The following is a 25,587-nucleotide window of genomic DNA, read 5'->3' as shown; positions in this document are numbered from 1 at the left end:
TTAAATTAGATTGGATTAATTTGTGTATTTAAAAATAGTTGAGGAAGTTTGCGGTCAATGCCAACTCAAAAAGTTATACAGCAGGAAGGTTTTCTTTTTTCGGGACAGTCAGTTACTGATGTTGAAGATGGGAATGAACAGGCAAACCTAGATTCATGGAAAGTACTCATTGTTGATGATGAGCCTGAAATTCATCAAGTAACGACGATGGCGTTATCTGGTGTAAAAATAGCAGGTAAAACACTGTCGTTTTTGCACGCCTATTCCGCAGAAGAAGCATACAAGGCATTGCAAACTGAAGAAAAAGTAGCTGTTGTTATCCTCGATGTTGTAATGGAAAGTGATGATGCTGGACTTGTATTAGTTAAGTCGATTAGAGAGGACTTGGGCTTACGTGATATAAGAATTATTTTAAGAACTGGCCAACCTGGTTATGCGCCAGAAGAAAAAGTAATTAGTCAGTTTGAAATTAATGACTACATTATGAAAACAGAAACAACGCGCAGTAAACTTTATACCAGTTTGTGTGCAGCAATCCGTTCTTATCAGCAATTATGTCTCATAAGTGAAGCTCGCGACTTTCTTCAACGTCTAACCGTTATGAACAGTTTCGCTTATTGCGCAGAAGAATTTTGCATCCTTTGTCCGCTGTTTAGTACATAACTCTCTAGAGTTATTTAAGTCGGGTGGGCCTGGAGTGTTTCTATTGAATCAATCTAAACTCGTAAGTGATAGATCTAGTTATAAAATTGAATACAGCACTGAAGAGATGTACGCCTTTAAAGGCCGTTTGTATGAGGAAGTACTGCCACAGGAAATTGTTATAAAGTTAAAACAAGCAATCTTAAGCGAAAGCTCATTTACAGTGGGCAACGATTTAATTTTATTCATTCCCTCAAAGTCATGCTCAGGTGTTTTAATCTTATTTGATGCTTACCCAAACATTGTTCGCCCAGAATTAATTCAATCCTTCACATCAAACATTGCCTCCGACCTAGACAATTCTTTGCTGTTAAAACAAGTAAGCGACATTGCTTATTTAGATGGATTAACCAATTTACCTAATAGAACTAAATTTATAGAAACGTTAGATAAAATAGGCGATTTAGGACCCTGTGGTGAAGTTGTTGCCTTAGTTGATATAGAACATTTTTCTGATATCAATGACGGTTTAGGTCAAGACTCAGGGAATTATTTACTTCAGAGTGTTGCAGAACGTCTTTGTAGTCAGTTAGATAAAAACGTCACTGTGTATCGTGTTGCTGCTGATGTTTTTGGTTTAATAGGTTCAAGCAACTCATTAGAGTCGGAAAAAATTTTAGCGTCGTTTGATCTTCCGTTAAAGGCGGGAGAGCATCTTATACCAATAAATGCTCGTGTAGGAATTACAAAAAATCCCGATAGAAAAATAAGCGGTTTAGCTATTATAAAGCAAACAAATATTGCTTTAAATAGAGCTAAAAAAGACGTACAAAACAGGGCCAACTATTACGCTGCTGAAATGGAAGACGAAACAGCATGGCGTTTAGAGATGATACGAAAGTTAACAGATGATTTTTATGATCAAAAATTACAGGTGTGGTATCAGCCTCAATTGGATTTGCAAAAAAACAAGATTATAGGTGCGGAAGCCCTGCTTAGGTGGCCAAATGGAACCGGTGGTTTTCATTCGCCACTCACCTTTATCCCGCTTGCGGAATATACCGGGTTAATTGTTGATATTGGCAGTTGGGTATTGGAACAAGCCTGTATTCAGGTTAATCGTATGACGGAACAAGGTTTTAAAGATCACCGCATTGCAGTCAATGTTTCTATGCCTCAGTTTAAAAACACTATGTTTGTAGAAACCGTAGCAAGCGTGACACAAAAGTATCATGTTGATCCTAAAAATATTGAGCTAGAAATTACTGAAAGTGTGGTTATGGACGATACAACTGTGGTTATTACCGCGCTAGAGAAGTTACGTCAGTTAGGTTATACAGTGGCAATTGATGACTTTGGAACTGGCTTTTCATCACTGAGCTATCTTCACAAGCTGCCAATTAATCGACTAAAAGTAGACCGTGAGTTTATTAAAGATATTGGATTTGGAGGTGATGGAATTTTGGCTGAGAGTATTATTAATTTGGGTCAAAAATTAGGCTTAGAGGTAATAGCAGAGGGTATTGAAACGGAAGAGCAACAAGAGTTTGTAAAACGTTTAGGCTGTCATGAGTCTCAAGGATATTACCATGCGAAACCTATGCCTGCTGATGAACTCGAGGTGTTTTTACGAGAGTTCAACAGCAAACATAATTAACAATACAAAGGTATGCCTTTATTTAGCTAATAAGCGGTTTTAGATATTTAGCAGTGAAAGACTCTTTTACTTCACAAACTTCTTCTGGGGTTCCCGCTGCAACGATAGTTCCACCGCCAGAGCCACCTTCAGGTCCTAAGTCAATAATATAGTCAGCGGTTTTAACCACATCTAAGTTATGCTCAATGATCACAATAGTATTGCCATGATCACGAAGACGGTGGATAACCGTCAGCAGTTGCTCAATATCATGGAAGTGAAGACCTGTTGTAGGCTCATCTAGAATATAGAGCGTTTGGCCGGTATCGCGTTTAGATAGTTCTTTTGCAAGTTTAACTCGTTGAGCCTCACCGCCCGATAACGTTGTTGCCGACTGACCAAGCCTTATATAACTCAGACCAACATCCATTAATGTTTGTAGTTTTCTTGAAATAGCAGGAATAGCGTCAAAAAACTCTCGAGCATCTTCCACTGTCATTTCAAGAACTTGATTAATGTTTTTGCCTTTATACATAACTTCTAACGTTTCACGGTTATAACGTTTACTACCACAAACATCACAAGGAACGTAAACGTCTGGTAAGAAGTGCATTTCAACTTTGATTAAGCCGTCACCTTGGCAAGCTTCACATCGGCCGCCTTTCACATTAAAACTAAATCGACCGGCTTTATAACCCCTAGCTCGAGCTTCTTGAGTACCAGCAAACAAATCACGGATATTGGTAAATATGCCGGTGTAAGTTGCTGGGTTTGAGCGAGGCGTTCGACCAATTGGACTTTGGTCAATATCAATAACCTTATCAAGCAACTCAATACCAGTAATTTCTTTATACGGAGCTGGCTCCGATAAAGTGGCCTTGTTTAACTCACGGTGAGCAATTGGGAATAAAGTACCGTTAATAAGTGTCGATTTACCTGAGCCTGATACACCAGTCACACAGGTCATTAATCCAATAGGAATATCTATTGATACATTTTGTAAATTATTACCTGTCGCGCCTTTTAAAGACAACCATTGGTCTGTCACTGGCACACGCTGTTTAGGTACTGCAATTTGACGAACACCTGACAGAAATTGACCTGTCACTGAATTTGGATTGTTTTTGACTTCGTCAGGCGTGCCTTTGGCAATAATTTCACCACCATGTACACCGGCTCCTGGGCCAATATCGATTACGTAATCCGCCGCTCGTATAGCATCTTCGTCATGCTCTACAACAATAACAGTATTACCCAAATCTCTTAAGTGTATAAGAGTTTGCAGTAGACGGTCATTGTCACGCTGGTGGAGGCCAATAGACGGCTCATCTAGAACATACATAACACCAACTAAACCAGCACCAATTTGGCTAGCAAGGCGAATTCGTTGGGCTTCGCCGCCAGATAATGTTTCGGCGCTTCGAGAAAGTGATAAATAGGTTAATCCTACATTCACTAGGAAACCTAATCGTTCACGAATTTCTTTTAGAATTTTTTCGGCTATTTGTGCTTTTTGGCCACTTAGGTTTAAGTCTTCAAAAAACTGGCTAGCTTCACCAATAGACATTTGTGTAATGGTAGGCAAATTGGTGTTTGTCACAAAAACGTGACGAGCCTCTTCACGAAGACGACTGCCGTTACAGCTAGGACAAGGTTGAGTGCTAATATACTTGGTTAGCTCTTCTCTTACTGTGTTTGACTCAGTCTCTTTGTAACGACGTTCCATGTTAGGCAAGATACCTTCAAATGGATGGTTTCGAACCACTACGTCGCCACGGTCATTCATGTATTTGAATTCAATACTTTGTTTACCGCTGCCATTTAAAATAACGTGACGGTGCTCTGCGGGTAAGTCGTTAAATGGCTGACTTAAATCAATGTCGTAATGCTCTGCCAGGGACTTAAGCATTTGGAAATAATAGAAATTGCGTTTATCCCAGCCTCTAATCGCTCCGCCGGTCAAACTCAATTCATTGTTTATTATGACTTTATCTGAATCAAAATATTGTTTAACGCCTAAACCATCACAGGTTGAACACGCCCCTGCGGGATTGTTAAACGAGAAAAGTCTAGGTTCTAACTCTTGCATTGAATAACCACAGACTGGACAGGCAAAGTTTGCGCTGAAAGTTAACGGCTCATGATCACCTTCCATAAAGGCAACATTAACAATACCGCCACTTAAATCTAACGAAGTCTCAATTGATTCAGCAAGACGCTGCTGAATATCTTCACGAACTTTTAAGCGGTCCACAACCACTTCAATAGTATGCTTTTTGTGAAGCTCTAATTCTGGAGGATCTGATAAATCACAAACTTCGCCATCAATTCTGGCTCTAATAAAACCTTGAGCAGATAAATTTTCGAGAGTTTTAACGTGCTCACCTTTACGGTCTCTTACAACCGGTGCAAGGATCATGATTTTTGAGCTCTCTGGCAACGCTAAAACACGGTCGACCATTTGGGATACGGTTTGTGCTTCAAGTGGTTCGCCATGCGTTGGGCAAGTTGGTGTGCCTACTCGCGCATAAAGAAGACGAAGATAATCATAAATTTCAGTGATAGTACCTACGGTAGAACGTGGATTATGTGATGTAGACTTTTGTTCAATAGAAATTGCTGGGGAAAGCCCTTCAATATGATCAACATCAGGCTTTTCCATGAGTGATAGAAACTGACGAGCATACGCTGAAAGCGATTCAACGTATCTGCGTTGACCTTCGGCATAGAGAGTATCAAATGCAAGTGAGGATTTACCTGAACCTGACAGGCCAGTGATTACAATAAGTTTATCGCGAGGGATCTCAATATCTATGTTTTTCAAATTGTGGGTACGGGCACCACGAACTTCAATCTTGTCCATATTCACTTCTTACCTATTTATCAGATCAGACAGTATGACACTAAACCGGCCAACGCGTAAATAAAACACTGTATGAATAAAATGAACAACACGATCAATAATAGTTTAAATTAAATCTGGTCAAAAATGCTCCATCCGGTTAAAATGCAACCCGTAGCTGTCACGTTATTTTACACTTTTTATAAGTTGTGCTTGTAATCGCTTTAAAAACAAGGGGTTACAAACTGGTCTGATGATTGCTACATCAAGGTTATTAGGAAAAGTATTTTTTATTAGCTCGATACTATCGGGCTTTAACGGAAGAAGTTATGTTGAAAATAATTACTGCCATTACGGCATTGGCTTTTGTTGCTTCGGCAAGCGCAAGCCCTACAAGTACAACTTGGACATTTAATAATTCAGATTTTGAATCTACAGACGTATTTGTTGCGGGTTCAAATTCAAACTCAACTCGTGACTATGAGTCCATTGCAATGACCAACAATGGCATTGAAATGACAATGACAGCCTGGTCTGACTCGGCGCCTGTAGACACGAACAGTACAGATACAGATAGATATGATGGCAATGTTGTATCGGCTGAGCTTTACTATTGGGGTGGAAACAGCGGATTTGGTGTAGTAAACAACGATGAAAGCTCAAGCAATAGCCCAGAGCATGCAATTGATAACTACAGTGCTGCAGGTGCACAATGGTCTGATCAAGACATGGTTTTATTGTCTTTCAGCCAAAACGTTACATTAGAGCAAATCAACATTGGTTGGCAGAACACTCACGGTAATGGTAATGACACATTAGACTTTGGTGTAGTAGCAATTAGCAATACGCAAAGAAATGCGATGGGTAGTGGCGCGGCTTGGAGTGATATTTACTCGTTGGCTGACATGTATAAAAATACTACACCTCAAGCAAACAGTAATAATGGTGTTGACCAGTATTACGCATTAAACGGTGTTACAGGTGAATCCCAACATTGGTTAGTTGGCCTATATAATGAAATGGCAAACTGCGACTATGATTCTTTCAAACTGTTAGGTGTTACAGCTAAATTAGCCTCTGGTTCTAACGCTGTAGTAGACGTACCAGAGCCAACGTCTATCGCTTTGTTTGCGGTAGGTTTAGGTTTAATGTATAGAAACAGAAAGAAACAAGGCCAGTTTAAACTAAACGTTTAACACCAATTTCTTTAAAATTTATTCCTTAAAAAAGGTGGCCTTTGCCATCTTTTTTGTTTTTAATTCCTTATTATCTCTCTTGTTACAGGTCTTCTCATGTTTTGTAGATTTCTATTAATCATAATCACCGCTACTTCATTAAGCTTTGCTCCAAAGGCACTATCAGCCACTAGCTTTTATGAACAAGCTGTACAAGCATTTAATGATGGTAATTATGAAGCTAGTTATATTTATTTGAAGAATGCACTAGAGCAGCAACCAAGAAACCTTCCATCAAAAATATTAATGGGTAAAATTCTTTTACATAAAGCGTTGTTTCCACAAGCAATAAAAGAGTTTGAAGAGGCGTTACTTTATAATGCAGATATCAACCTTATTATTGCTGACTATGCGTCAGCATTGAATTTCTCTAAACGTTACAAAGATGTATTAAATATTGCCAACGGTCACCGTTTATCTAAAACAGGCAAGTATGACTATTTGTTAGCTAAAGCGGTCGCCTATCAAAATCTAAACCTTACTGAGCTTGCAAGAAACGCTTATGCAGAAGCATTAACGTTATCTAAAAATAACTTAAGGGCGTTAAATAGTTACGCTTCTTTTGAACTTGGGCAAGGCAATCTAGATGAAGCAGAAAGATTAGCATTAGAGGCATTGGGTAAGGCTTCTCAAGATCACAGAACCCTACATTTACTTGGTCAGATAGAAGGGTTTAAAAACAATTGGCCTAAAGCAATTGAGTATTATCAAACTGCGCTTGAGCAGTTATCAACCGACCCTGTTGTAAAGCGTTCTTTGGTTCAGGCTTACATCCAAACCGGCCAAATCGACAAGGCTAAAAGTTTAGTAGATGAAATATTAACAGAGACCCCGAACGATCCCCATATCATGCTAATGTCTAGTTGGTTGCTTTCTATTGATAAGCAAGACAAGCAGTCTGAACAAATGCTGGAAGCGTTATCAAACACCACGTCATTACTCGAAGAAGAGCAATATGCAAATGATCCTTCGCTGATATTCGTTACTGCTATTTCTTCTTATTTGCTAGGTAATATGGAGCAAGCCTCTAAAGATTTAACTCGTTATTTAGCAGTAGTGCCAAATGATACAAAAGCATTGTCCATGCTTTCAGACATTTATATAAGAGACGGCAACAGTCAAGACGCGGAAATTTTGCTTTCACGTTACGAGAGTAATGTGCTCAAAGATGAGAGCCTAGCTTTAAAGTTAGTGGATTTATATGGCATTAACGGTAAGCGTTTTGATGCTGAGCGATTGCTTTATAAAATGCAAGATGAGTACCCAGACAATGTAGATGTTACCTTAAAACTCGTTAATATTTTGAGAAAGGCAGGTCGAGTTTCTGAAGCTAATAAGCTCTTGCAAAAAATGAATCCGACAGGGGCGGGCAATAAAACCAAGTTGTTGTTATCTAAAGGGCTGATGGATTTACAAAGCGGTGATATTGCTAGAGCCGAGCAAATAATTACAGAGTTATTGGCTGAAGCACCGGAAAACAAAAATCTTTTAAATTTTAAAGTGGCCGTATTAATTAAAAAGAAAGAAGCGGTAGCTGCGCAGTCGCTAGCGGAGCGTATTCTCGAATCAAACCCTAACTTTTTTGAAGCTAAATTTAACCTAGCAACGGCACTAAAAATGCAAAATAAGCTAGAGCTTGCACTTTCTTTGCTTCGAGAGCTAAACGAACAGCAACCTCTTAATGAAGACGTAAAGCTAATGCTTGCTCAAACTTATTATCTGCAGGGTAATTATGAGTTGGCTATTCCCATCCTAGAAACTATATCGATGCAAGCGTCAGGGGCGAAGAGTAAGGAGTTATTACTCGATATATTCATTGCGCAAAACGATTACCAAGAAGCACTACGTATTATAAAACACCTAACAGAAATGGACTTGTATAACGCAGGTTACCTATTTAAATATGTAAATATATTAACAAAATTGGATAGAGTGTCTGAGGCAAAATATCAGCTAGGAATATTGTTTGGCTTAGCAGAAAACAATGCGCCAATGTTATTTCAAATAGCAAGGCTTCAACGTGGCATCAAAGATTATGATGCAGCAAGCAAAACCTTGGCGAAGCTAAAGAAAATCATACCGAGTAATTTGCGAGTTAAAATCGAAGATGCACGTTTATTGATGGCCCAAGGGCAACTGAGCAAAGGTGAAAAAATAGCGACTTCATTGTTGGTGCAACTTCCAAAAGAAGCTAACGTTTTGCTATTGATGGGCGATGTTCATATGTCTAGAGACAGATTTACCGATGCTTTTAATTCTTATTGGCAGGCTTTAGAAATTGATCCTCAATTTAATATTGCGTTGATGAATTTATATCAACTTGCAAACCAAGGTGTGAACGTTGAAAAAGTAACAAGCAAGTTAGAGTCACTGGCTAATGAATTTGAAAATGATGTGTGGCGTCAAAGGTTGTTAGCAGATCATTACATGAATCAGTATCAGTACGACATGGCTTTGCCTATCTATCAACAATTATTGCAAAACCCAGGTTTTGCTAAAGACGCGAATTTGATAAATAACCTCGCCAATATTTATGTTGGAACTGACGCAACTAAAGCGTTAGAGTTTTCAAAACAGTCGATGGCAATTAACAGTGAAAATCCAGCTATTATTGACACTATGGGATGGGTTTATTTTCAACTAGGTCGATATGATGAGTCATTACAAACGTTGCGAAATGCTTATGCAATGGATTCATCGAACCCTACGATTCGTTATCATTTAGCAAATACGTTATTTAAGTTAAATAGAAAAAATGAAGCGAAGCGAGAGTTACGTTTTGCTATAGATAATGCGGAAAATGAACGCTGGCAAACTGAGGCAAAAAAGCTCTTAGCTGCGTTAGAGTAAAAGACGTATTATAAAGTCGAAACTAAATGCAATGTAGGCTTATTTAAATGCCCGTTTGTTAGTATACTACGCGGTTCATTTAATCTATTGGCTTAAATTGTAATTTATTCATCTTACTATGCATTCAGATAAACTAAATACATTAGAAAAAAGAACCGCAGTATCGTTAGCATCCGTCTTTGCTATCCGTATGCTTGGGCTCTTTATGCTTATGCCTATTATGGCAATTTATGGACAATCCTTAGAAGGTGTTTCCCCTTTATGGATTGGCTTAGCAATAGGTGCTTACGGATTAACGCAAGCGGCTTTCCAAATCCCAATGGGATGGTTGTCAGACAAATACGGTCGTCGACGAATCATTGTTTTAGGCTTAGTAATATTTGCCATTGGTAGTGTTATAGCGGGTCTTGCAGAAGATATTGTGACGGTCACTATTGGTCGTGCCATTCAAGGCATGGGCGCAATTGCCAGTGCGGTATTAGCATTAGCTGCAGATGTAACGAGAGAAGAGCAGCGTCCAAAAGTGATGGCCGTTATTGGTATGTGTATCGGCTTGAGTTTTTCCGTTGCTTTAGTTTTAGGTCCAATGGTTGCAGAGACATTTGGATTATCTGGAGTGTTTTATCTCACGGCTGTTTTAGCCATTGTAGGCATTGTTGTTGTGCTTACGTTAGTGCCGAACTCTGTGACAAAAGCAAAGTCAGGTGAGATTACCGCCTCATCATCACAATTATTTACAATGATGTGTAATCGACAATTGCTGAGGTTGGATTTTGGCGTATTAGTACTTCATTTAATGATGACGTCTATGTTTATCGCTATACCAGTGTTATTTTCTAACAGTGGATTTTTGGTTTCTGATCATTGGGTAGCTTATCTACCTATTTTGCTACTTTCCTTTGTATTTATGGTTCCAATGCTCATTATTGCGGCCAAAAAAGGTCAAGAGAAACAGTTCTTTCTCGTTGCAATTGTCATGCTAATTATGGCGTCTATTGGTTTGGCAATTCAAACTGATTTTACCACTATAATCGCAATGTTATTCGTGTTCTTTATAGGCTTTAACTTTTTAGAAGCAAGCCTACCAGCTCACGTTTCTCGTATATCGCCGGCCGGACAAAAAGGCACGGCTATGGGTGTGTATTCAAGCAGTCAATTTTTAGGTGCTTTTTTTGGTGGCATAACAGGTGGTTATGTTGCAGAAACCTTCGGCTTTAGTTATTTGTTTGCGAGTAACGCAGCCCTTGCGTTACTATGGTTTGTTTTTGCATCAGGTATGGTTTTACCAATTAGCTCCAAGCGTGTTTCTATTCCTTTTGAGTTTAGTGATACCGCCAACGCAGAGCGACTTATAGAACAAATTTGCCAATGTGCTGGTGTTATTGAAGCGACGCTAGTAGAAGATGAAAATAGAATTTATTTGAAAGTTGATAAACAATCTTACGACCAAGTAAGTGTTGATCAGCTGGTTACCAATTTTAATTAGTTTGCAGGAGAATTATTATGGCTCGTGGGGTCAATAAAGTTATTTTGATAGGAACACTAGGTTCAGATCCAGAAGTCAGATATATGCCAAATGGCAATGCAGTTGCCAATATTAGCCTAGCAACTAATGAATCTTGGAAAGACAAAAACACAGGTCAAATGCAAGAGAAGACTGAATGGCACAGAGTTGTGGTATTTGGAAAACTTGCAGAAGTGGCGGGTGAGTATTTACGTAAAGGCTCTCAAGTTTATTTTGAAGGCAAATTGCAAACACGTAAGTGGCAAGATCAAGCAAGTGGCCAAGACAAATATACAACAGAAGTTGTTGTAGACTTTGGCGGTCAAATGCAAATGCTTGGTGGTCGTAGTGACAATGCCGGCTCAGCACCAAGTGCTGGTGGCTATCAGAAGCCAGCCGCAGCTCCTGGTGGATTTGCACAGCCTAATCAAGGTATGAACCAAGGCATGAATCAAGGTATGGGTCAGCAACAAGCGCCACAGTCGTCTGCACCAGCTAACCAACCTTATCAAGCTCAGCAACCGCAAGGTAATTACGGCGGTCAACAAGGCCAACAGTCGAACCAAGGTATGCAACAGCGCCAAGCGCCTGCAGCACCTAGTCAAGCGCCTGCTCCAAGCATGGACTTTGATGACGACATCCCGTTTTAACTTCTGCATGTCTTAAAAGTGTAAATATAAAACACTTTTAACTAATATATATTCTAAAAACCAGCGTAAAAGCTGGTTTTTAGGTCTTATATACACGGCTCTGATTTCCCATAAGGGGAACTTAATAAAACGGTAACATTATTAATAAATGTAGCCTGACTGCCATGTGTTCCGATAATTATTTAATTCAGACAATGGGTTAACGATAACTTCAATTAACTTGGAATATACGAGTCAATGTGGTCTGTCCACTTTAATGGGAACTAGGGTTGATCACAGTTACATCTCGCAGTACATTGACTTAATTGAAAAATAATAAGTATATGGAAATGCAACTAACCAAAGTGCTCTATCACGGTTTGTTAAGCTCTGCTGGTTACATCATTTTAGCTCTACTTGTAATAGTAAATATAACGTTTTACAAATTTCTTGAGAGTGATTACCAGTCGGCAACTAAAGCCCACAACAAAGCATTCAGCGTCATTACTGCGTACGCTGATGAAAGTCAGGTCAGAGCTTATGTAAGTAAGCTTTCTACAAACACTCGCCTCGTAAAAAATTGGAATATAATCGATAAGTCCAACAAAATGGGAGCAGAAGAAGCGATTTTTCTTGCCAAGTCTTCAACTGTAAACCTCTTTGAGTCAGAGCAGCAGTACCTTTTAGTAAGCTTTGCTTCTCTATTAGAAATGAACCTAAAACCATTAATAATATTCAACTTTTTATTTGCAGTAACTTGTTTGTTGAGTATTACATTAACTCAACGACGCCTATTCAAGTATTGGCGTGTACTTATTCAGTTAGAAACATGGGCAAGTCGCCAAGCGAAAGATGATAATTTTAAGTTCTTTATTACTACAGAGGATTTCCACTTAGTAAATACAGTTAGAAGGCTTAATCAACAGCGTATTCAAGCCAAAAAAGGCGGTCAGGAAATTGACCATATGATTCGAAGTCAAACGTTTTTAGATAAATTGACCGGTCTGGGTAATAGGCGATATTTTGATAATAGATTAGAAGCTCTGTTACAAGAAGAGGGCGATGTAAACGGTGCGGTCTTTTTTATTCACTTTGCTCCTTTAGATAAACTGAGAACACTGCAGGGCAAAAGAGCAACTAGTCATTATGTAAAAAATTACGCAAGCTTATTAACGCCTTATTTGGATGATATCCAGCAGTCAATTGTAGCTAGGCTCAGCTATAGCGAATTTGCTATTTTAATACCTTATATAGACCAAACTCTTGTCGAGAAGATAGCATCAGAATTGGTAGACAAAAGTGAACGATTTGTTTTACCTAATAATCTTGACCAAGGACGAGTTTGTTACATTGGGGTTAAGATGTTTAACCAAACGGAAACACCGTTTCATATTTTGGCTGAAGCTGATCTGGCATTGCGTGCAGCCCAATTATTGGGTCCATCAAGTTGGTTTATGTATGAATCAAATAACTTGCCAATATCTGAGGTTAAGGGATCTGTCCGCTGGCGAATAGCGTTAAATAAAGCGTTAGAACAAAATAATTTTTTATTGGACTTAAGGCCAGTATTAGACTTTTACGGCAACGTAATTCAGTATGAAGCCAATGTTAAGATGATAGATGAAGAAGAGAAACTGATAAGCGCTAATATATTTATGCCTATGGCGAGAAAGTCTGGAGTCATAAAAGAAATAGATAAAGCTGCACTAAACCTTGTTACAGAGGAACTAAAACATCAAGACACGTCAAAAATTTCAGTAAAAATTCACATAGACAGTTTATTAGATCGCGACTTTGACCTTTGGTTAGTAAAGTTTTTAAAAAAGCATGTTAAAAACATGCCCCGGATTATTATAGAAGTCTCCGAATTCGATTTAACACATAACGTTAAAAAGTAAGACAGCTATTAAAAATAGTTAAACGTTACAAAGGAAATGTAATGGTAAGTCAAGTAGGTTTGTATGTTGTAGACCTTGGATACCTAAATTATATAGACGTTGATAGTTTAAAGCTCCATCACAGTATCACGGGCTTAGTTCTAAATAACTCAGATAATCAACTATTTGTAAGAAGCCTTGTAGGTGTTGCCAATGCCCAAAAGCAGCAAGTTATTGCGACAGGCCTTGACTCTGAAATGCAAATAGAACGACTAAGAAAGTTAGGCGTTGATGCTTACCAAAGAAACTAATAGCGGTTTCCCACTGTTTGTTATCTAATAATTTGCGTTGTATGAAGCCCTCAAGTCCTTGTAAGCCACCAGTGTGGATAGCTAAAACAACGTCGTCATCTGCCAAGCCTAGTAAGTGTCTTTGATTACAAAGTGCGTAAAACATTTTTCCAGAATATATGGGTTCGATGGGTATACCTGTTTGCTTGAAAAAATCTAAACAAAAATCGATTAGGTCATCATTAAATTTTGCATAACCACCAAATAATGAACCTGTATGTATTATCGACCTTTTATTGATTCGACTCGATATGCTATCAAGTATGGGCGTGTCGTTTACCGCAGCAACTCCAATCAGAGGTATGTTGGGCATAGCAGACATTAAGCCATTTATCGTTCCGCCAGATCCAATGGGAGTGGCGATATAGCGATAACCTTCTTGCAGTAAACATTCGTTTGCCAATTCTTTTATACCAGGCTCACTTAAATCGTTAGAGCCGCCCTCAGGTACAAAAAAGTAGTTTGGGTATTGTTGCTGCAATTGGTTTATAAATTCAGGGTTTTGTCGATCTTTGTACTCTAATCTGCTTAACGGAACTAATTTCATACCGTTGTCTTTAGCTTTTGCCAGTGTCGGGTTCATGGAATCAATTTTGTGTGTGCGAATAAATCCAATCGTTTTTAATCCAGCCCTTTTACCTGCGCTTGCTGTAGCGGCAATATGATTTGAATAAGCGCCGCCAAATGTTGCAATACCTTCTTTTTTGTTGCGAAGTGCAAATTCAATATTAAACTTTAACTTACGCCATTTATTGCCTGATATGAGAGGATCGATTAGATCGTCCCGTTTAACCATTAATCTAACTTTTGGTCCATGTTTAACCTGATATTCAATCAGATCTATTTGTGAGCGTGTGTAATTGTTAAAAAAAGCAACATTCATAAGGTTTTGCAGTTGAATTGTCTATGGGTATCAGGATACATTAGTCGATCATAAAGAAGTATTAAAAAAATAATAATGAGTTCAACTTTGCTGACTTCGATTTTAGATACATTCAAAAAGAATAAAGAGCACTTTAGTGCGGGGATTTCTATTCTTCCCGATAAAGTCCAGCTTGTAAAACTTCAAGAAAAACAAAACCAAGTGATCTGCACTGGTTTTGATGTAATCACCACTGCAAACGATGAGCAAGTGGTTGCGGCTTTAGAAGCTATGATAATTAAACATAACTTAACTAGCGCAAGCACAACTATTGTTTTACCGGCTAATAAAGTTGAAAGCACACAGTTAGATACTTCTGAAGTGCCAGATAGAGAAGTGACTGCAACCTTGCCCTGGAAAGTTAAAGACTTAATCAATATTCCGCCGCAAGATATGATTTGTGACTATATTGATATGCCTTTGCAGCCTACCGGCCAGCAAGCTAAAACGCAGATTATTGCCGTCACCAGATCCTATATAGAAAAAGTTATCCAACCTTTTCATGACGCAAAAGCTAAAATTTCAGCGTTAACCACTGAACAATTTGCCATTGCAAAATTGCAAACTTCTGAAGATGCCGCGCAGTTAATTTTTATTCAACATAAAAAATCGGATGCCATTTTACTTATCGTTAAAAATCAACAAATTGCTTTTGCTAGGAAAATCCGAAATACAGCTGCGATTATCGACATGACCTCAGAGCAATTGCAAATGGGGGGCAGTGATCAAGTTGCAATAGAGATACAACGCTCTATCGATTATTTTGAAAGCCAGTTAAAACAACCACCGATAAAAAATGCCTACTTGGCAATGGAAGGCAACAACTCCGAGTTGCTTATAGATGCATTAAATCAGGTCTTGCCAGTAAAAACTAAGGTAATTCCGTTAGATAATCTTGATTCGCCAAATGGGCTAGACTCTAGTTTTATTTCAGCGGTAGGCGCTGCGTTATATTTGCAGCCAGTGAGTATAAAAAAGGAGCCAGTTAGTGAAAACTAATATTAATTTTTATACCGATGATTTAAAGCCAAAGGTTTATTATCTAACTCTTACCAATGCTGCCATCGTAGCCGGAGTCCTGCTTTTATTAATGTTGTTATGGTTTGCTCAAGTAAGTTATAAAATTAACCATATCAGTGAAAACAAAAAGCGTAATCAAACTGAATTAGCATCAGCCAATGAAGAGTTGCAAAATTACCAGCAGGCGCTCGTTAAGCATAATAATAACGACAAGTTTATGGAAGTGAAGAGCCAGCTAGAGCGTGAAGTTGTTGCAAAAAGTGCGCTGCTTTCACTTGTTACTGCTCATACCGCAAAAGAGTCCATCGACTACTCTGTGGTTATGCAAGAACTGACAGAGCACCATGATCATAATATTTGGTTAACAGACTTCCGCTTTAATAAAAATAATGTTGAGTTTCATGGGTACTCATTGGAGTCTAGATCGGTAACTCAATGGATGTCTTATTTACAAGCTACAAAGAGCTTTACCGGCAGGGAGTTTAGTTTATTAAATATCTCTGCGATAAATGCCGAGGTTTCTGGAGTTTAGAGCGGCTACTACGTCGAATGTAGTAACTCAGGAGGTTGGGTTATGAGTCAATGGAGCACATGGAATGAGAAGTTCATTGCATTAACGCAGCGAGAAAAAGTTATTGTCGCGGCAGCGATAGTTTTCTTAGTAACTTATGGTTTCTTTTTCTTAGCAATTAAACCAGCGTTATTAGAACAATCTAAGTTGACTAAGTCTCAAGCAAAAATTGAAAAGCAAGTTAGCATGGTGCGTGACCAAATCAGCGATATACAAGTTGCTTTGCGCAAAGACCCTAATGAATTGCTCAAACAAGAAATTAATCAAGTTAAGTCTCAGTTAAAGGAAGTTGAATCTAAACTTACCAGTGTAATGGCAGAATATGTCGCGCCAGAGCAAATGGTTAGAGAGTTAACACGATTACTAGAAACTGAACGCCAAATACGAGTAACGGGACTTTCAGCTCAACCACCTGAACTCATTGAGGGAGAGACTCCTGAAGGTGAAGAAGTGGAGTTGCCAGAGTTATACAGTCATGAGTTTGAATTGATTGTTGATGGTGAGTACTTCCCATTGATGAATTTTGTAAAAACGATTGTGGCTAGAAACAAACAGTTTTCAGTTGAAGATTTAAAATATGAAGTGAGCGAGCATCCTAAAGCTCAATTAACATTAACGTTAGTGACAATAGGAGACAGCAAAAATGTTATTAGACTTTAAGCCATCATCTCTAATTGTTGGACTGTGTTTTATTCTCGCTTCAATGCCAATATTGGCCGATAAAATTCATGATCCAACGTTACCAAAGATCAATTTAAACCTACCAGACAACGGTGCTATGCCAGCCACTTCAAACGAAAACCTTTCGTTGCAGGGAATAGTAAACAAAAAAGGCACCAAAATGGCGATTATGTCCGGTCAGCTTCACCAATTAGGTGATGTTGTAAACGGATTTAAAATTAGCCAAATAAATAATAATAATATTGTTCTGCTGAAGTCAGGCTCTCAAAAAAGACTATATGTATATGAAAAGTAAAATGAATCAAATTAAACCTTTGTTAGCCTCTTGTTTAGCGACGGCAGTACTTGCTGGTTGTAGCTTAACGGGCAATCCGCAAAAATCAGATGAAGTACATCAAGTTTTTAATGAAAAGCCAGACACAGTTAATGAACAAGCAAGTCTTGCTATTCCTGACTCGGTAAGTGCTGATTTAATGATGCCAACGTCAGCGCCAATTGATGTTGGAGCGATTGAAGACCGATTTAACGTTGCAGCGAATGGCGTGCCAGTAAAACCTTTTTTACAGGGGTTAGTGGCTGACTCACCATATAGCGTCGCGTTTCATCCAAATGCACAGGGCAGTATTAGTCTAGACTTAAAAGACGTTACTATTCATGAGGTTGTTGAGGTTCTTTCTAGCCTTTATCCGTTAGATATTCAATTTAGAGGTAAGGTAATTCAGGTTTACCCAGCCACTATTAAAACGGAAACAATAGCGCTTAATTATTTGATGCTTAAACGTTTTGGTATGACATCAACTAACATCAACTCCGGTGGCATCGTTCAACAAAACGGGCAAAACGGAAATAGTAACAGTAGTAACAATAGTAATAGCTTTGGCAATCAACAAGGCAGTTTCGGAAACCAACAGAATGGCCAAAATGGCTTTGGTAACTCATCAAGTATGGGTCAAGGTAACGGTTCTAATATTCAAACCAGTTCTGAAAGTGATTTTTGGAGCGAGTTAGAAGATACGTTAAAAATGATCATGCGTTCTACGGATGAATCTATTGCCAATGTAGTGGTTAGCCCGCAGTCTGGACTAATTACTGTGCGAGGCTTAACGTCAGATATTCAAGCGGTAAAAGACTTTGTTAAGCGTTCAGAGCAAAGCTTAACTCGCCAAGTAATTTTAGAAGCAAAGATTGTTGAAGTTGCGCTAGATGACGATTATCAGCAAGGCATTAATTGGCAAAATGTAATGGCCAACAATGGTGGAACTAACTTTACCTTTAACTCAACGGCTGGAAGTTTTGGTAATGAATTAAGTGCAGCATTAGGCGGATTAACTAGCTTAAGCTTCAATAATACTGATTTTTCTGGTGTTGTTAACTTACTAAAAACTCAGGGTAATGTTCAGGTTCTGTCGTCACCACGTGTTACTGCGACTAACAATCAAAAGGCGGTTCTAAAAGCGGGTACTGATGAGTACTTTGTTACTGATGTTTCAAATACAACCGTAACTGGCACAGCAACGTCAAGCACGCCTGAAATTAACCTAGAGCCGTTTTTCTCTGGTATTGCATTAGATGTTACTCCACAAATTAGTGAGCAAGGTGAAGTCATTTTGCATGTTCATCCGTCGGTTACCGAAATTGATGAGCAACAAAAAGTAGTTACGTTAAACGAAGAGCAATATGTACTGCCATTAGCGCAAAGCAATATTCGTGAGTCGGATACGGTTATTCGTGCGAAAAGCGGTGAGATTGTGGTTATTGGTGGCTTAATGCAAACAATGACATCTAATGGTGAGTCTAAGGTTCCGTTTTTAGGTAGCATTCCAATTCTAGGTAATTTATTTAAGTCTAAGCAAGATACTGAAAAGAAAAAAGAACTTGTTATTTTAATCAAGCCGACAGTAGTAGGAACAGGTACTTGGCAAGAGCAAATGAAACGCAGCGCCGATATTTTAAAACGCTGGTATGGTGATGAGTAAGTATGTACTTGTACCACTTTGGGCTTAGAGAACTTCCATTTTCTTTAACTCCAAACACCAGTTTTTACTTGCCGTTGCAGAGTCATTCGGAAGCGATGCAGGTTCTGTTAACAGCGTTAAAAACGGGTGAAGGTTTTATAAAGGTAACAGGCGAAGTAGGGACAGGAAAAACCTTGCTTTGCCGAAAGTTACTTAATGAAATACCTGATGCTTTTGAAGTTGCGTACATCCCAAACCCAGCACTAAGTCCAGAAGAAATGAGATACGCACTGGCCAGTGAACTGGGTATTAAGGGGTTAACTCGAATAAACCAGCAACAACTGAGTCAAAAAATCCAGTTAAAGCTGCTCGAGTTTAATCAACAAGGTAAGGGCGTTGTGCTCATAATAGATGAAGCTCAGACTATACCTTGGGAAACCTTTGAAGCATTGCGGTTATTCACAAATTTAGAAACTGAGTCACGTAAACTGATTCAAGTAGTACTGTTTGGGCAACCTGAACTCGACAAAATGTTGAGCTCACATCGTTTAAGGCAGCTCAGACAACGAATTACCTTTTCTTACCAGCTTAGAGGGTTGTCAAAAGAAGAGTTAAAAGAGTATGTTTTGCATAGGATGTCAGTAGCAGGTTATAACGATCCTGGTTTATTTGATAACGCGTCCTTATCCGCGCTGCATAAGTACAGCAAGGGCATTCCAAGGTTAGTGAATGTAATGTGTCATAAAGCATTAATGCTTGTTTATGGGGAAGGTCAAACGGCCATACATAAAAAGCACATCGCGTTAGCGGCCAATGATACTGACTCAATAGAAGCCGTTGGTATTAATATTAAAGCTATTGTGGCCGCGTTGTTGTTAATGGCTTTAACAATCGCGTTAACCTTAGTAGTAGTGGACATGTCCACAGTAAAGGAGTGGATACAGTGAGCGTTATCAATAAAATGCTAAAAGATTTAGACAACCGTCAGGACTCTTCAAGCCTGCAGGACAGCGCTGTGCCAAGAGCAACCACTTCTCAAGCATCGTCAAATCCTTTAAATAAAGCACTTATCTCGTTGTTGGTCATTATTGTATGTTTACTAGCGATAATTAGTTGGAAAATGGTAGATGGTACCAGTAACGTAGCACCGGTAGAGAAATACATTGATGGCGTTGCCGTTATCGACCAAGTAGAGCCTCCTGAAACAGAATTATTGAGCCAGAAAACAAGCGTAGAACCAACTGAAGAATCTAAGGTTGTAGGTTTAACAACTCCCGATCCTGCATTTACAGAAGAGTTAGAGCCTGAACCTCCGTTGTTAGATTCACCACTTTCAGCTGAATCTTCTCCAGTAGAGCAGTCTCCAGCACAACAGTCTACGGCAGAGCTATCTCCAACAAAGCAGTTATCTGCAGAAGAGCCAGCGGCTGAACTTGATGCTCTGCCTAAAGTCGACGCTCAGGCTAAATTAACCCGCCAGTCTGAAATAACTAACCAGTCTAAATTGGCTAACCAACCTGAAACAGACCGCCAACCTGAAGTCGCTCGTAAACCAGCTGTTAAAGCTGAGACGGTTAAGGCTCCAGAGGCTACCTTCGTAATTCAAAAAACGTCTTCTGAGCTAACACCAGAGCAACGCGTTGAGAAACTATTAGCCAAAGCAAAAACGTCTTATGACCGCGGTTATGTAACGGAAGCTATTGAGCAATTAACACGAATTTTAGCGATATCTGACAGTAATGTTGAAGCTCGCAATCTTTTAGCGGCCGCATGGTATGGTCGCGGTGAAGGTAATAAAGCGGTCGCCATTATTAACGATGGTTTGCAGCGATACCCGTTAATAGAAGAGTGGCGAGTCACGGCAGCAAAAATCTTCTTTAAAGACAACAATCCAGCGGGAGCCTTTTCTTACCTTGATGTGAACTTAGAGAGTGCCAGCAAAGAATTTTATACATTAAAAGGCAATTTAGCTCGAGAGCTTAAGTACTATTTCAAAGCGGAAGCTGCATATTTACAGCTAACTCGATTGGAACCATTTATTGGAAATTGGTGGTTAGGCCTTGCTATTGCTCAAGACAGCCAAGCAAAAAAACAACAAGCAGTGCAGAGTTATAAAAAAGTATTAGATGTTGGCGGTGTATCGGCTCAATCAATAACATTTTCCCAACAAAGAATAGACGTTTTACAAGGGTAATCATGGCGGCTCCAAAATTAAAGAAACGATTAGGTGACCTTTTAGTAGATGAAGATATCATCACTATTGATCAGCTTATGTCGGCATTATCAGCGCAAAAAGAGACTGGTCGTAAACTAGGTTCGGTACTGATTGATTCAGGTTTTATATCAGAAGAACAGCTATTACGATTTTTAGCGCAGCAGCTTAACTTACGCTTTATCAATATTGCGAATATGCAAATCGATCCTAAGTTAGCGTCAGAGCTATCCGAGGTACACGCAAGAAGATTGAGAGCGCTTGTGCTAGATAGCACCGAAGATAGTGTAACCATTGGTATGTCAGACCCAGCTGATCTTTCAGCTATTGAGCAGCTATCAAACCAATTTGGAAATAAATCAATTGAAATTGTTGCGGTAAGAGAGAGCCAATTGCTTATTGCGTTTGACTCTTTATACCGCAGAACAAAAGAAATTGAACAATTTGCCCATCAGCTTCAAGCTGAATATGAAGAAAGTGCCGATTTTGACTTCGCTACTATTGATGGCGATGACGAAGGCGACACAGTTGTTGCTAAGTTACTGCAGTCACTGTTTGAAGATGCAGTACAAGTAAGAGCGTCGGATATTCACATTGAGCCAGATAAAAAGAGTTTACGAATTCGTACTCGTGTTGATGGTGTGCTTCAAGAGAGCATATTAAACGAAGTTAACATTGCACCGGCCTTAGTACTTCGTTTAAAACTTGTTGCAGGATTGGATATATCTGAAAAGCGTTTGCCTCAAGATGGTCGTTTTCACATTAAAGTTAAAGGGCACGAGATAGATGTTCGTGTGTCTACTATGCCAATTCAGCATGGTGAGTCAGTTGTAATGCGTCTGTTAGACCAGTCTGCAGGCTTGTTGAGCTTAGAAGCAACCGGCATGCCTCCGCATATTTTAATGAAAGTTCGCAAGTTAGTGAAAAGTCCAAATGGAATGTTTTTGGTAACAGGCCCAACAGGTTCAGGTAAAACAACAACTTTGTATGGTTGCCTAAGTGAATTAAACAACGCAGAAAGTAAAATTATTACGGTAGAAGATCCAGTTGAATATCAGTTACCGCGAATAAACCAAGTACAAATAAATACAAAAATAAATCTTTCGTTTTCTTCGGTATTAAGAACTGCACTTCGTCAAGATCCAGACGTTATTATGGTGGGTGAGATTCGAGACCAAGAAACAGCAGAAATAGGCCTAAGAGCCGCCTTAACCGGTCATATGGTTCTATCAACCTTGCATACCAACGATGCTATATCAACGGCGCTTCGTTTAATTGACATGGGAGCGGCACCTTATTTAGTGGCCAGCTCATTGCGCGCGGTACTGGCTCAGAGATTAGTTCGTAGGGTATGTGACGTCTGTAAAACGGAATACAAACCTGATCAGCAAGAGTTAACGTGGATATCAAATATAGCTCGTAAAGACATGAGTGGTGCAACATTTAGTCATGGTACCGGTTGTCAAACGTGTAACAACACCGGTTACAAAGGTCGAGTGGGTATCTATGAGTTACTAGAAATGACGAACGAAAACTTGATATCAGCATTACGAAACGGAGATACAGAAGCCTTTTCTGCTGCTGCTAAGGCTCTGCCTGGTTATCAAACGTTAGGGCAGGCTGCACTGGATTATGCTGAGCAAGGTGTAACGAGTGTGAAAGAAGTATTAAGAATTTCGGAAGTGGTTGCTGACACAGCAACATATTAAGGTTGGATTAGACAATGCCATTTTTCTTGTACGAAGCTAAAGATGCCAAAGGCAAAAATATTCGAGGCCAAGTTGAAGCCAACAACGAAGGTGCGGCTGCCGATTTGTTGGTGGCTCGTCAAGAATATCCAACTAAGATAACCCTTACAGAAAATAAAGGTCAAAATACCCCCTTATTTGAAGATTTATTTGATCGCGTTACCACGCAGCACTTGGTGGTGTTTTCAAGACAAATGTACTCTCTGACAAAAGCTGGGATACCTATGATTAGGGCAATTCTTGGCTTAGCTGACAGTTCTACCAGTAAAGTATTGGGCAATGCGTTACATGATGTTGCACAGCAGTTAGAACGAGGTCGTTCACTGTCTGCAGCCATGGCATCGCACCCTAAAATTTTTCCAAGACTTTCCATTAGTATTGTTCATGTTGGTGAAAATACCGGTCGTTTAGAAGACGCGTTTTTACAACTTGCTGAGTACTTTGAGCGCGATGAAGAAACAAGAAAACGAATAAAGTCAGCCATGCGATACCCAACAACGGTATTAGTTGTCATTGTTATTGCGATGTTTGTTTTGAATTTGTTGGTTATTCCTACCTTCGCAAATATGTTCTCAAGGCTAGGTGCAGACTTACCTTTGGCCACTAAAATACTAATTGGCACATCAAACTTCTTTGTGAACTATTGGCAGTGGTTATTTATCTTTATTATTGGTGGCGTATTGATATTCAACAGCTGGAGAAAATCAGTAGCAGGCAAGTTAAAGTGGGACAAAGTTAAATTATCTATACCTTTTGTTGGCTCAATTATCGAGCGTAGTTTGTTAGGTCGTTACACCCGAAGCTTTTCTATGATTCTTGAGTCTGGTGTTCCTATGACTTCGGGTTTGTCTTTAGTTGCAGAAGCTGTAGATAACAAGTTTATGGAACAACAAATTAAAGAAATGCGCAGGAATATTGAAAAAGGCGACTCATTACTAAGGGTATCAGTGACGAGCAATCTGTTTTCTCCGCTAGTGTTACAAATGGTTGCGGTTGGTGAAGAGACGGGCCGAGTAGATGAGTTGCTCAAAGAAGCTGCGGACTATTATGAGCGTGAAGTAGATTTTGATTTGAAAAGTTTGACGGCCAAAATTGAGCCAATTCTTATAGGGTTTGTCGCAATTATGGTTGGTGTGTTAGCGTTGGGTATATTTACCCCAATGTGGGACATGATGTCGGCGTTCAAAGGGTAAATAGTGGAGCCTATTCGGAAAAAAGAAGAGTCACTAACCGAACACTGGTTTTTCCGAGTGCTGATTGGCTTAACGGTGATAGCGGTTTTGTTTTTTGCCGCTAGCCGTTATTTATCCGATGTGTTTGACGACGTTGGTGAATATAAAGTGTCACTGTTGTCAGATCGGTTTGTAAAATCAGCAACACATATGCATCAGCAATGGGCGGCAATGGGTAAACCAAAGCAGCTAAAGCTTGATTATTATGAAGAAGTAACGCGCTCAATAGAAATTAACGTGCACATGAATCAAAAGGGTTGGCCGTTAAGTGTAAACAGAGGCTCAAAAGGATTAGATTGCGAACAACTATGGCAGTATTTCGCAGAAAATAATGCCGACCAACAAGAGGCTTTGTTGGTAGAGATAGTTCAAGAGCGAGCGAAGTGCCTTTACTACTGGAAAGATGATGGCATTAAACAAAAAGTGCTTGAATATGATGTAGATGTGGGGCGAATGAAACAAAATCATTAATTTTCTATTTTATTTACCGATAAAGTAGGATAAATGTTTTAACAACACCAATTTTTATATAGACTAAATTTAAATTTTTACTGAGGTTTTAAAAAATGAAAAGACAACAAGGTTTTACGTTAATCGAGCTAGTAATCGTCGTGATTATTCTTGGCTTTTTAGGTGCAGCAGCTGTACCTCGTTTATTAGATGTAACAGACGACGCTCGTGATGCTTCAGTAGAAGGTGTTGCTGGTGGTTTTGCAAGTGCAGTTGGTCTAGTAAGAGCAGAATGGGAATTAGCAGGTCGTCCTAGCGGCAATACCAACATTAACTATGATGGGTTTGCAATTGACGTAACTGATTCTGGTTACCCAGCGGGTAACAGCAATGAAGCGACAGCATCAGCAATGACAGCAACAAGCTGTGAATTTGTTTTCCAAAGCCTATTCCAGTCTGCGCCAACAACGGTAATTGCAGACGGTGCAAACTCATATGACGGCGAACGTTATGTTGTTCGTTTTTCTGGTAACGATGAGTGTCAGTATGTTCTTGCTCAAGGTTTAGAGTCAGGCGACACAGTACCAGCAAACTATGTGAACAATGGCGCGACAACTGCTGATCGTCAAGGTTTTGAATACAATGCCGATAACGGTCAAATCACAGTTTTCAAAAACTAGTAGGTATTTACTATGAAAAAGAATCAACAAGGCTTTACGTTAATCGAATTGATTATTGTAATTGTTATCTTAGGTATTTTAGCGGTAACCGCTTCGCCTAAGTTTCTAGATTTACAAGGTGATGCCAAAGCATCAACAGTTCAGGGATTGTCAGCGTCACTAAAAAGTGCCTCTAACATTGTCTATTCAAAAGCATTGGTGCAAGGCAAGGCAAATGCGTCATCAAGTGCGACAACTAACCCGGCAATTGATGTGGTTTATGGTTACCCTGCGGCAGAAACAATGGCAGCTATTCTAGACATCACTCAAGCAACGGCATCTTCAACTGATGTTGCTGAAGGTATTGACTGGGAAGTGGCGGTTAACAGCGGTGGTTCTAAAGCTCGAATTTACCCTGCAGGCTCTTATGATGGTGATACTGCGTTCAGCTCAGACACAGCATGTTATGTAGAGTACACAGAAGCGACAAGCTCTGGAACTCCAGCAGTTGTAACACCAGCAGCAGTTACATTAACAACAACAGGCTGTTAATAAGTATCATGTGTTGTTTG

At 39.4% G+C, this 25,587-nt stretch carries 22 protein-coding genes; 20 read left to right on the top strand and 2 right to left on the bottom strand.

Features of this window, described 5'->3' with window-relative positions:
• Positions 1-57 precede the first annotated feature (57 nt).
• Both GNP35_RS10450 and GNP35_RS16320 read left to right on the top strand, forming a co-directional pair.
• A complete protein-coding gene (locus GNP35_RS10450) occupies positions 58-663 on the top strand; it encodes a response regulator (RefSeq protein ID WP_155696029.1) in 606 nt (201 codons plus the stop codon).
• Positions 617-2,299, top strand: coding sequence for a bifunctional diguanylate cyclase/phosphodiesterase (locus tag GNP35_RS16320; protein ID WP_330997788.1), 1,683 nt, complete (start codon positions 617-619; stop codon positions 2,297-2,299). The genes GNP35_RS10450 and GNP35_RS16320 overlap by 47 nt, the downstream gene beginning before the upstream one ends.
• Before the next feature lie 22 nt (positions 2,300-2,321).
• Here the strand turns inward: GNP35_RS16320 and uvrA are convergent, their stop codons facing one another.
• Positions 2,322-5,141 (bottom strand): excinuclease ABC subunit UvrA, encoded by a 2,820-nt coding sequence (uvrA, locus tag GNP35_RS10440; RefSeq protein ID WP_155696027.1) that lies wholly within the window; start codon positions 5,139-5,141, stop codon positions 2,322-2,324.
• A 308-nt stretch (positions 5,142-5,449) separates the two neighbouring features.
• Here uvrA and xdp1 point away from each other — a divergent pair, with 308 nt between their 5' ends.
• The 6 genes from xdp1 to GNP35_RS16070 all read left to right on the top strand — a co-directional run bounded on the left by xdp1 (position 5,450) and on the right by GNP35_RS16070 (position 13,526).
• Complete coding sequence (gene xdp1, locus GNP35_RS10435) at positions 5,450-6,316, top strand: exosortase-dependent surface protein XDP1 (protein WP_155696026.1); 867 nt, start codon at positions 5,450-5,452, stop codon at positions 6,314-6,316.
• 96 nt (positions 6,317-6,412) lie between these two features.
• The gene (gene prsT, locus GNP35_RS10430) at positions 6,413-9,205 is read left to right on the top strand and encodes an XrtA/PEP-CTERM system TPR-repeat protein PrsT (protein ID WP_155696025.1); all 2,793 of its coding nucleotides are present in this window, start codon (positions 6,413-6,415) and stop codon (positions 9,203-9,205) included.
• Between the two features lie 118 nt (positions 9,206-9,323).
• Positions 9,324-10,691 (top strand): MFS transporter, encoded by a 1,368-nt coding sequence (locus GNP35_RS10425; RefSeq protein WP_155696024.1) that lies wholly within the window; start codon positions 9,324-9,326, stop codon positions 10,689-10,691.
• Positions 10,692-10,708: 17 nt separating this feature from the next.
• The gene (gene ssb / locus GNP35_RS10420; protein ID WP_155696023.1) at positions 10,709-11,359 is read left to right on the top strand and encodes a single-stranded DNA-binding protein; all 651 of its coding nucleotides are present in this window, start codon (positions 10,709-10,711) and stop codon (positions 11,357-11,359) included.
• A 329-nt stretch (positions 11,360-11,688) separates the two neighbouring features.
• A complete protein-coding gene (locus GNP35_RS16075) occupies positions 11,689-13,236 on the top strand; it encodes a diguanylate cyclase domain-containing protein (RefSeq protein WP_196492485.1) in 1,548 nt (515 codons plus the stop codon).
• A gap of 41 nt (positions 13,237-13,277) precedes the next feature.
• Complete coding sequence (locus GNP35_RS16070) at positions 13,278-13,526, top strand: EAL domain-containing protein (protein ID WP_155696021.1); 249 nt, start codon at positions 13,278-13,280, stop codon at positions 13,524-13,526.
• On the opposite strand, the gene GNP35_RS10405 is transcribed toward GNP35_RS16070, so the two are convergent.
• Positions 13,447-14,448 carry a 1-aminocyclopropane-1-carboxylate deaminase/D-cysteine desulfhydrase gene (locus GNP35_RS10405; protein ID WP_155696020.1) on the bottom strand — a complete coding sequence of 334 codons (1,002 nt, stop codon included), beginning with the start codon at positions 14,446-14,448 and terminating at the stop codon, positions 13,447-13,449. The genes GNP35_RS16070 and GNP35_RS10405 overlap by 80 nt on opposite strands.
• 75 nt (positions 14,449-14,523) lie before the next feature.
• Here GNP35_RS10405 and GNP35_RS10400 point away from each other — a divergent pair, with 75 nt between their 5' ends.
• The 12 genes from GNP35_RS10400 to GNP35_RS16310 all read left to right on the top strand — a co-directional run bounded on the left by GNP35_RS10400 (position 14,524) and on the right by GNP35_RS16310 (position 25,567).
• Positions 14,524-15,486, top strand: a complete 963-nt coding sequence (locus tag GNP35_RS10400; protein ID WP_155696019.1) for a hypothetical protein — start codon at positions 14,524-14,526, stop codon at positions 15,484-15,486.
• Positions 15,476-16,039: a PilN domain-containing protein gene (locus tag GNP35_RS16315; protein WP_155696018.1), complete on the top strand. Its 564-nt coding sequence runs from the start codon at positions 15,476-15,478 to the stop codon at positions 16,037-16,039. Before GNP35_RS10400 ends, GNP35_RS16315 begins: the two co-directional genes overlap by 11 nt.
• A gap of 42 nt (positions 16,040-16,081) precedes the next feature.
• The gene (gene gspM, locus GNP35_RS10390; protein ID WP_155696017.1) at positions 16,082-16,738 is read left to right on the top strand and encodes a type II secretion system protein GspM; all 657 of its coding nucleotides are present in this window, start codon (positions 16,082-16,084) and stop codon (positions 16,736-16,738) included.
• Positions 16,722-17,054: a hypothetical protein gene (locus GNP35_RS10385; RefSeq protein ID WP_155696016.1), complete on the top strand. Its 333-nt coding sequence runs from the start codon at positions 16,722-16,724 to the stop codon at positions 17,052-17,054. Before gspM ends, GNP35_RS10385 begins: the two co-directional genes overlap by 17 nt.
• Position 17,055: 1 nt before the next feature.
• Positions 17,056-18,735 (top strand): pilus (MSHA type) biogenesis protein MshL, encoded by a 1,680-nt coding sequence (gene mshL, locus GNP35_RS10380; protein WP_230961363.1) that lies wholly within the window; start codon positions 17,056-17,058, stop codon positions 18,733-18,735.
• Positions 18,736-18,737: 2 nt separating this feature from the next.
• Positions 18,738-19,661, top strand: a complete 924-nt coding sequence (locus GNP35_RS10375) for an ExeA family protein (protein WP_155696014.1) — start codon at positions 18,738-18,740, stop codon at positions 19,659-19,661.
• Complete coding sequence (locus GNP35_RS10370; protein WP_155696013.1) at positions 19,658-20,908, top strand: tetratricopeptide repeat protein; 1,251 nt, start codon at positions 19,658-19,660, stop codon at positions 20,906-20,908. Before GNP35_RS10375 ends, GNP35_RS10370 begins: the two co-directional genes overlap by 4 nt.
• 2 nt (positions 20,909-20,910) lie before the next feature.
• On the top strand, positions 20,911-22,635 hold the full coding sequence (locus GNP35_RS10365) for a GspE/PulE family protein (RefSeq protein WP_155696012.1): 1,725 nt from the start codon (positions 20,911-20,913) through the stop codon (positions 22,633-22,635).
• 14 nt (positions 22,636-22,649) lie between these two features.
• Positions 22,650-23,867: a type II secretion system F family protein gene (locus tag GNP35_RS10360; protein ID WP_155696011.1), complete on the top strand. Its 1,218-nt coding sequence runs from the start codon at positions 22,650-22,652 to the stop codon at positions 23,865-23,867.
• A 3-nt stretch (positions 23,868-23,870) separates the two neighbouring features.
• Positions 23,871-24,377 carry a hypothetical protein gene (locus GNP35_RS10355; protein WP_155696010.1) on the top strand — a complete coding sequence of 169 codons (507 nt, stop codon included), beginning with the start codon at positions 23,871-23,873 and terminating at the stop codon, positions 24,375-24,377.
• A gap of 95 nt (positions 24,378-24,472) precedes the next feature.
• The gene (locus tag GNP35_RS10350) at positions 24,473-25,036 is read left to right on the top strand and encodes a type II secretion system protein (protein WP_155696009.1); all 564 of its coding nucleotides are present in this window, start codon (positions 24,473-24,475) and stop codon (positions 25,034-25,036) included.
• A gap of 12 nt (positions 25,037-25,048) precedes the next feature.
• A complete protein-coding gene (locus GNP35_RS16310; protein ID WP_155696008.1) occupies positions 25,049-25,567 on the top strand; it encodes a prepilin-type N-terminal cleavage/methylation domain-containing protein in 519 nt (172 codons plus the stop codon).
• Positions 25,568-25,587 lie beyond the last annotated feature (20 nt).

The sequence above is a fragment of the Psychrosphaera haliotis genome (genome assembly GCF_009728465.1).
Lineage (GTDB): Bacteria > Pseudomonadota > Gammaproteobacteria > Enterobacterales > Alteromonadaceae > Psychrosphaera > Psychrosphaera haliotis.
Note: the sequence above shows the minus strand (reverse complement) of the source record. Positions and strands in the feature narration are given on the sequence as shown.

What these genes read in the sequence shown, in the direction of transcription:
- GNP35_RS10450 (WP_155696029.1), top strand. Translation starts at nt 58, where the DNA reads ATGCCAACTCAAAAAGTTATACAGCAGGAAGGTTTTCTTTTTTCGGGA.
- uvrA (WP_155696027.1), bottom strand. Translation starts at nt 5,141, where the DNA reads ATGGACAAGATTGAAGTTCGTGGTGCCCGTACCCACAATTTGAAAAAC.
- xdp1 (WP_155696026.1), top strand. Translation starts at nt 5,450, where the DNA reads ATGTTGAAAATAATTACTGCCATTACGGCATTGGCTTTTGTTGCTTCG.
- prsT (WP_155696025.1), top strand. Translation starts at nt 6,413, where the DNA reads ATGTTTTGTAGATTTCTATTAATCATAATCACCGCTACTTCATTAAGC.
- GNP35_RS10425 (WP_155696024.1), top strand. Translation starts at nt 9,324, where the DNA reads ATGCATTCAGATAAACTAAATACATTAGAAAAAAGAACCGCAGTATCG.
- ssb (WP_155696023.1), top strand. Translation starts at nt 10,709, where the DNA reads ATGGCTCGTGGGGTCAATAAAGTTATTTTGATAGGAACACTAGGTTCA.
- GNP35_RS16075 (WP_196492485.1), top strand. Translation starts at nt 11,689, where the DNA reads ATGCAACTAACCAAAGTGCTCTATCACGGTTTGTTAAGCTCTGCTGGT.
- GNP35_RS16070 (WP_155696021.1), top strand. Translation starts at nt 13,278, where the DNA reads ATGGTAAGTCAAGTAGGTTTGTATGTTGTAGACCTTGGATACCTAAAT.
- GNP35_RS10405 (WP_155696020.1), bottom strand. Translation starts at nt 14,448, where the DNA reads ATGAATGTTGCTTTTTTTAACAATTACACACGCTCACAAATAGATCTG.
- GNP35_RS10400 (WP_155696019.1), top strand. Translation starts at nt 14,524, where the DNA reads ATGAGTTCAACTTTGCTGACTTCGATTTTAGATACATTCAAAAAGAAT.
- gspM (WP_155696017.1), top strand. Translation starts at nt 16,082, where the DNA reads ATGAGTCAATGGAGCACATGGAATGAGAAGTTCATTGCATTAACGCAG.
- GNP35_RS10385 (WP_155696016.1), top strand. Translation starts at nt 16,722, where the DNA reads ATGTTATTAGACTTTAAGCCATCATCTCTAATTGTTGGACTGTGTTTT.
- mshL (WP_230961363.1), top strand. Translation starts at nt 17,056, where the DNA reads ATGAATCAAATTAAACCTTTGTTAGCCTCTTGTTTAGCGACGGCAGTA.
- GNP35_RS10375 (WP_155696014.1), top strand. Translation starts at nt 18,738, where the DNA reads ATGTACTTGTACCACTTTGGGCTTAGAGAACTTCCATTTTCTTTAACT.
- GNP35_RS10365 (WP_155696012.1), top strand. Translation starts at nt 20,911, where the DNA reads ATGGCGGCTCCAAAATTAAAGAAACGATTAGGTGACCTTTTAGTAGAT.
- GNP35_RS10360 (WP_155696011.1), top strand. Translation starts at nt 22,650, where the DNA reads ATGCCATTTTTCTTGTACGAAGCTAAAGATGCCAAAGGCAAAAATATT.
- GNP35_RS10350 (WP_155696009.1), top strand. Translation starts at nt 24,473, where the DNA reads ATGAAAAGACAACAAGGTTTTACGTTAATCGAGCTAGTAATCGTCGTG.
- GNP35_RS16310 (WP_155696008.1), top strand. Translation starts at nt 25,049, where the DNA reads ATGAAAAAGAATCAACAAGGCTTTACGTTAATCGAATTGATTATTGTA.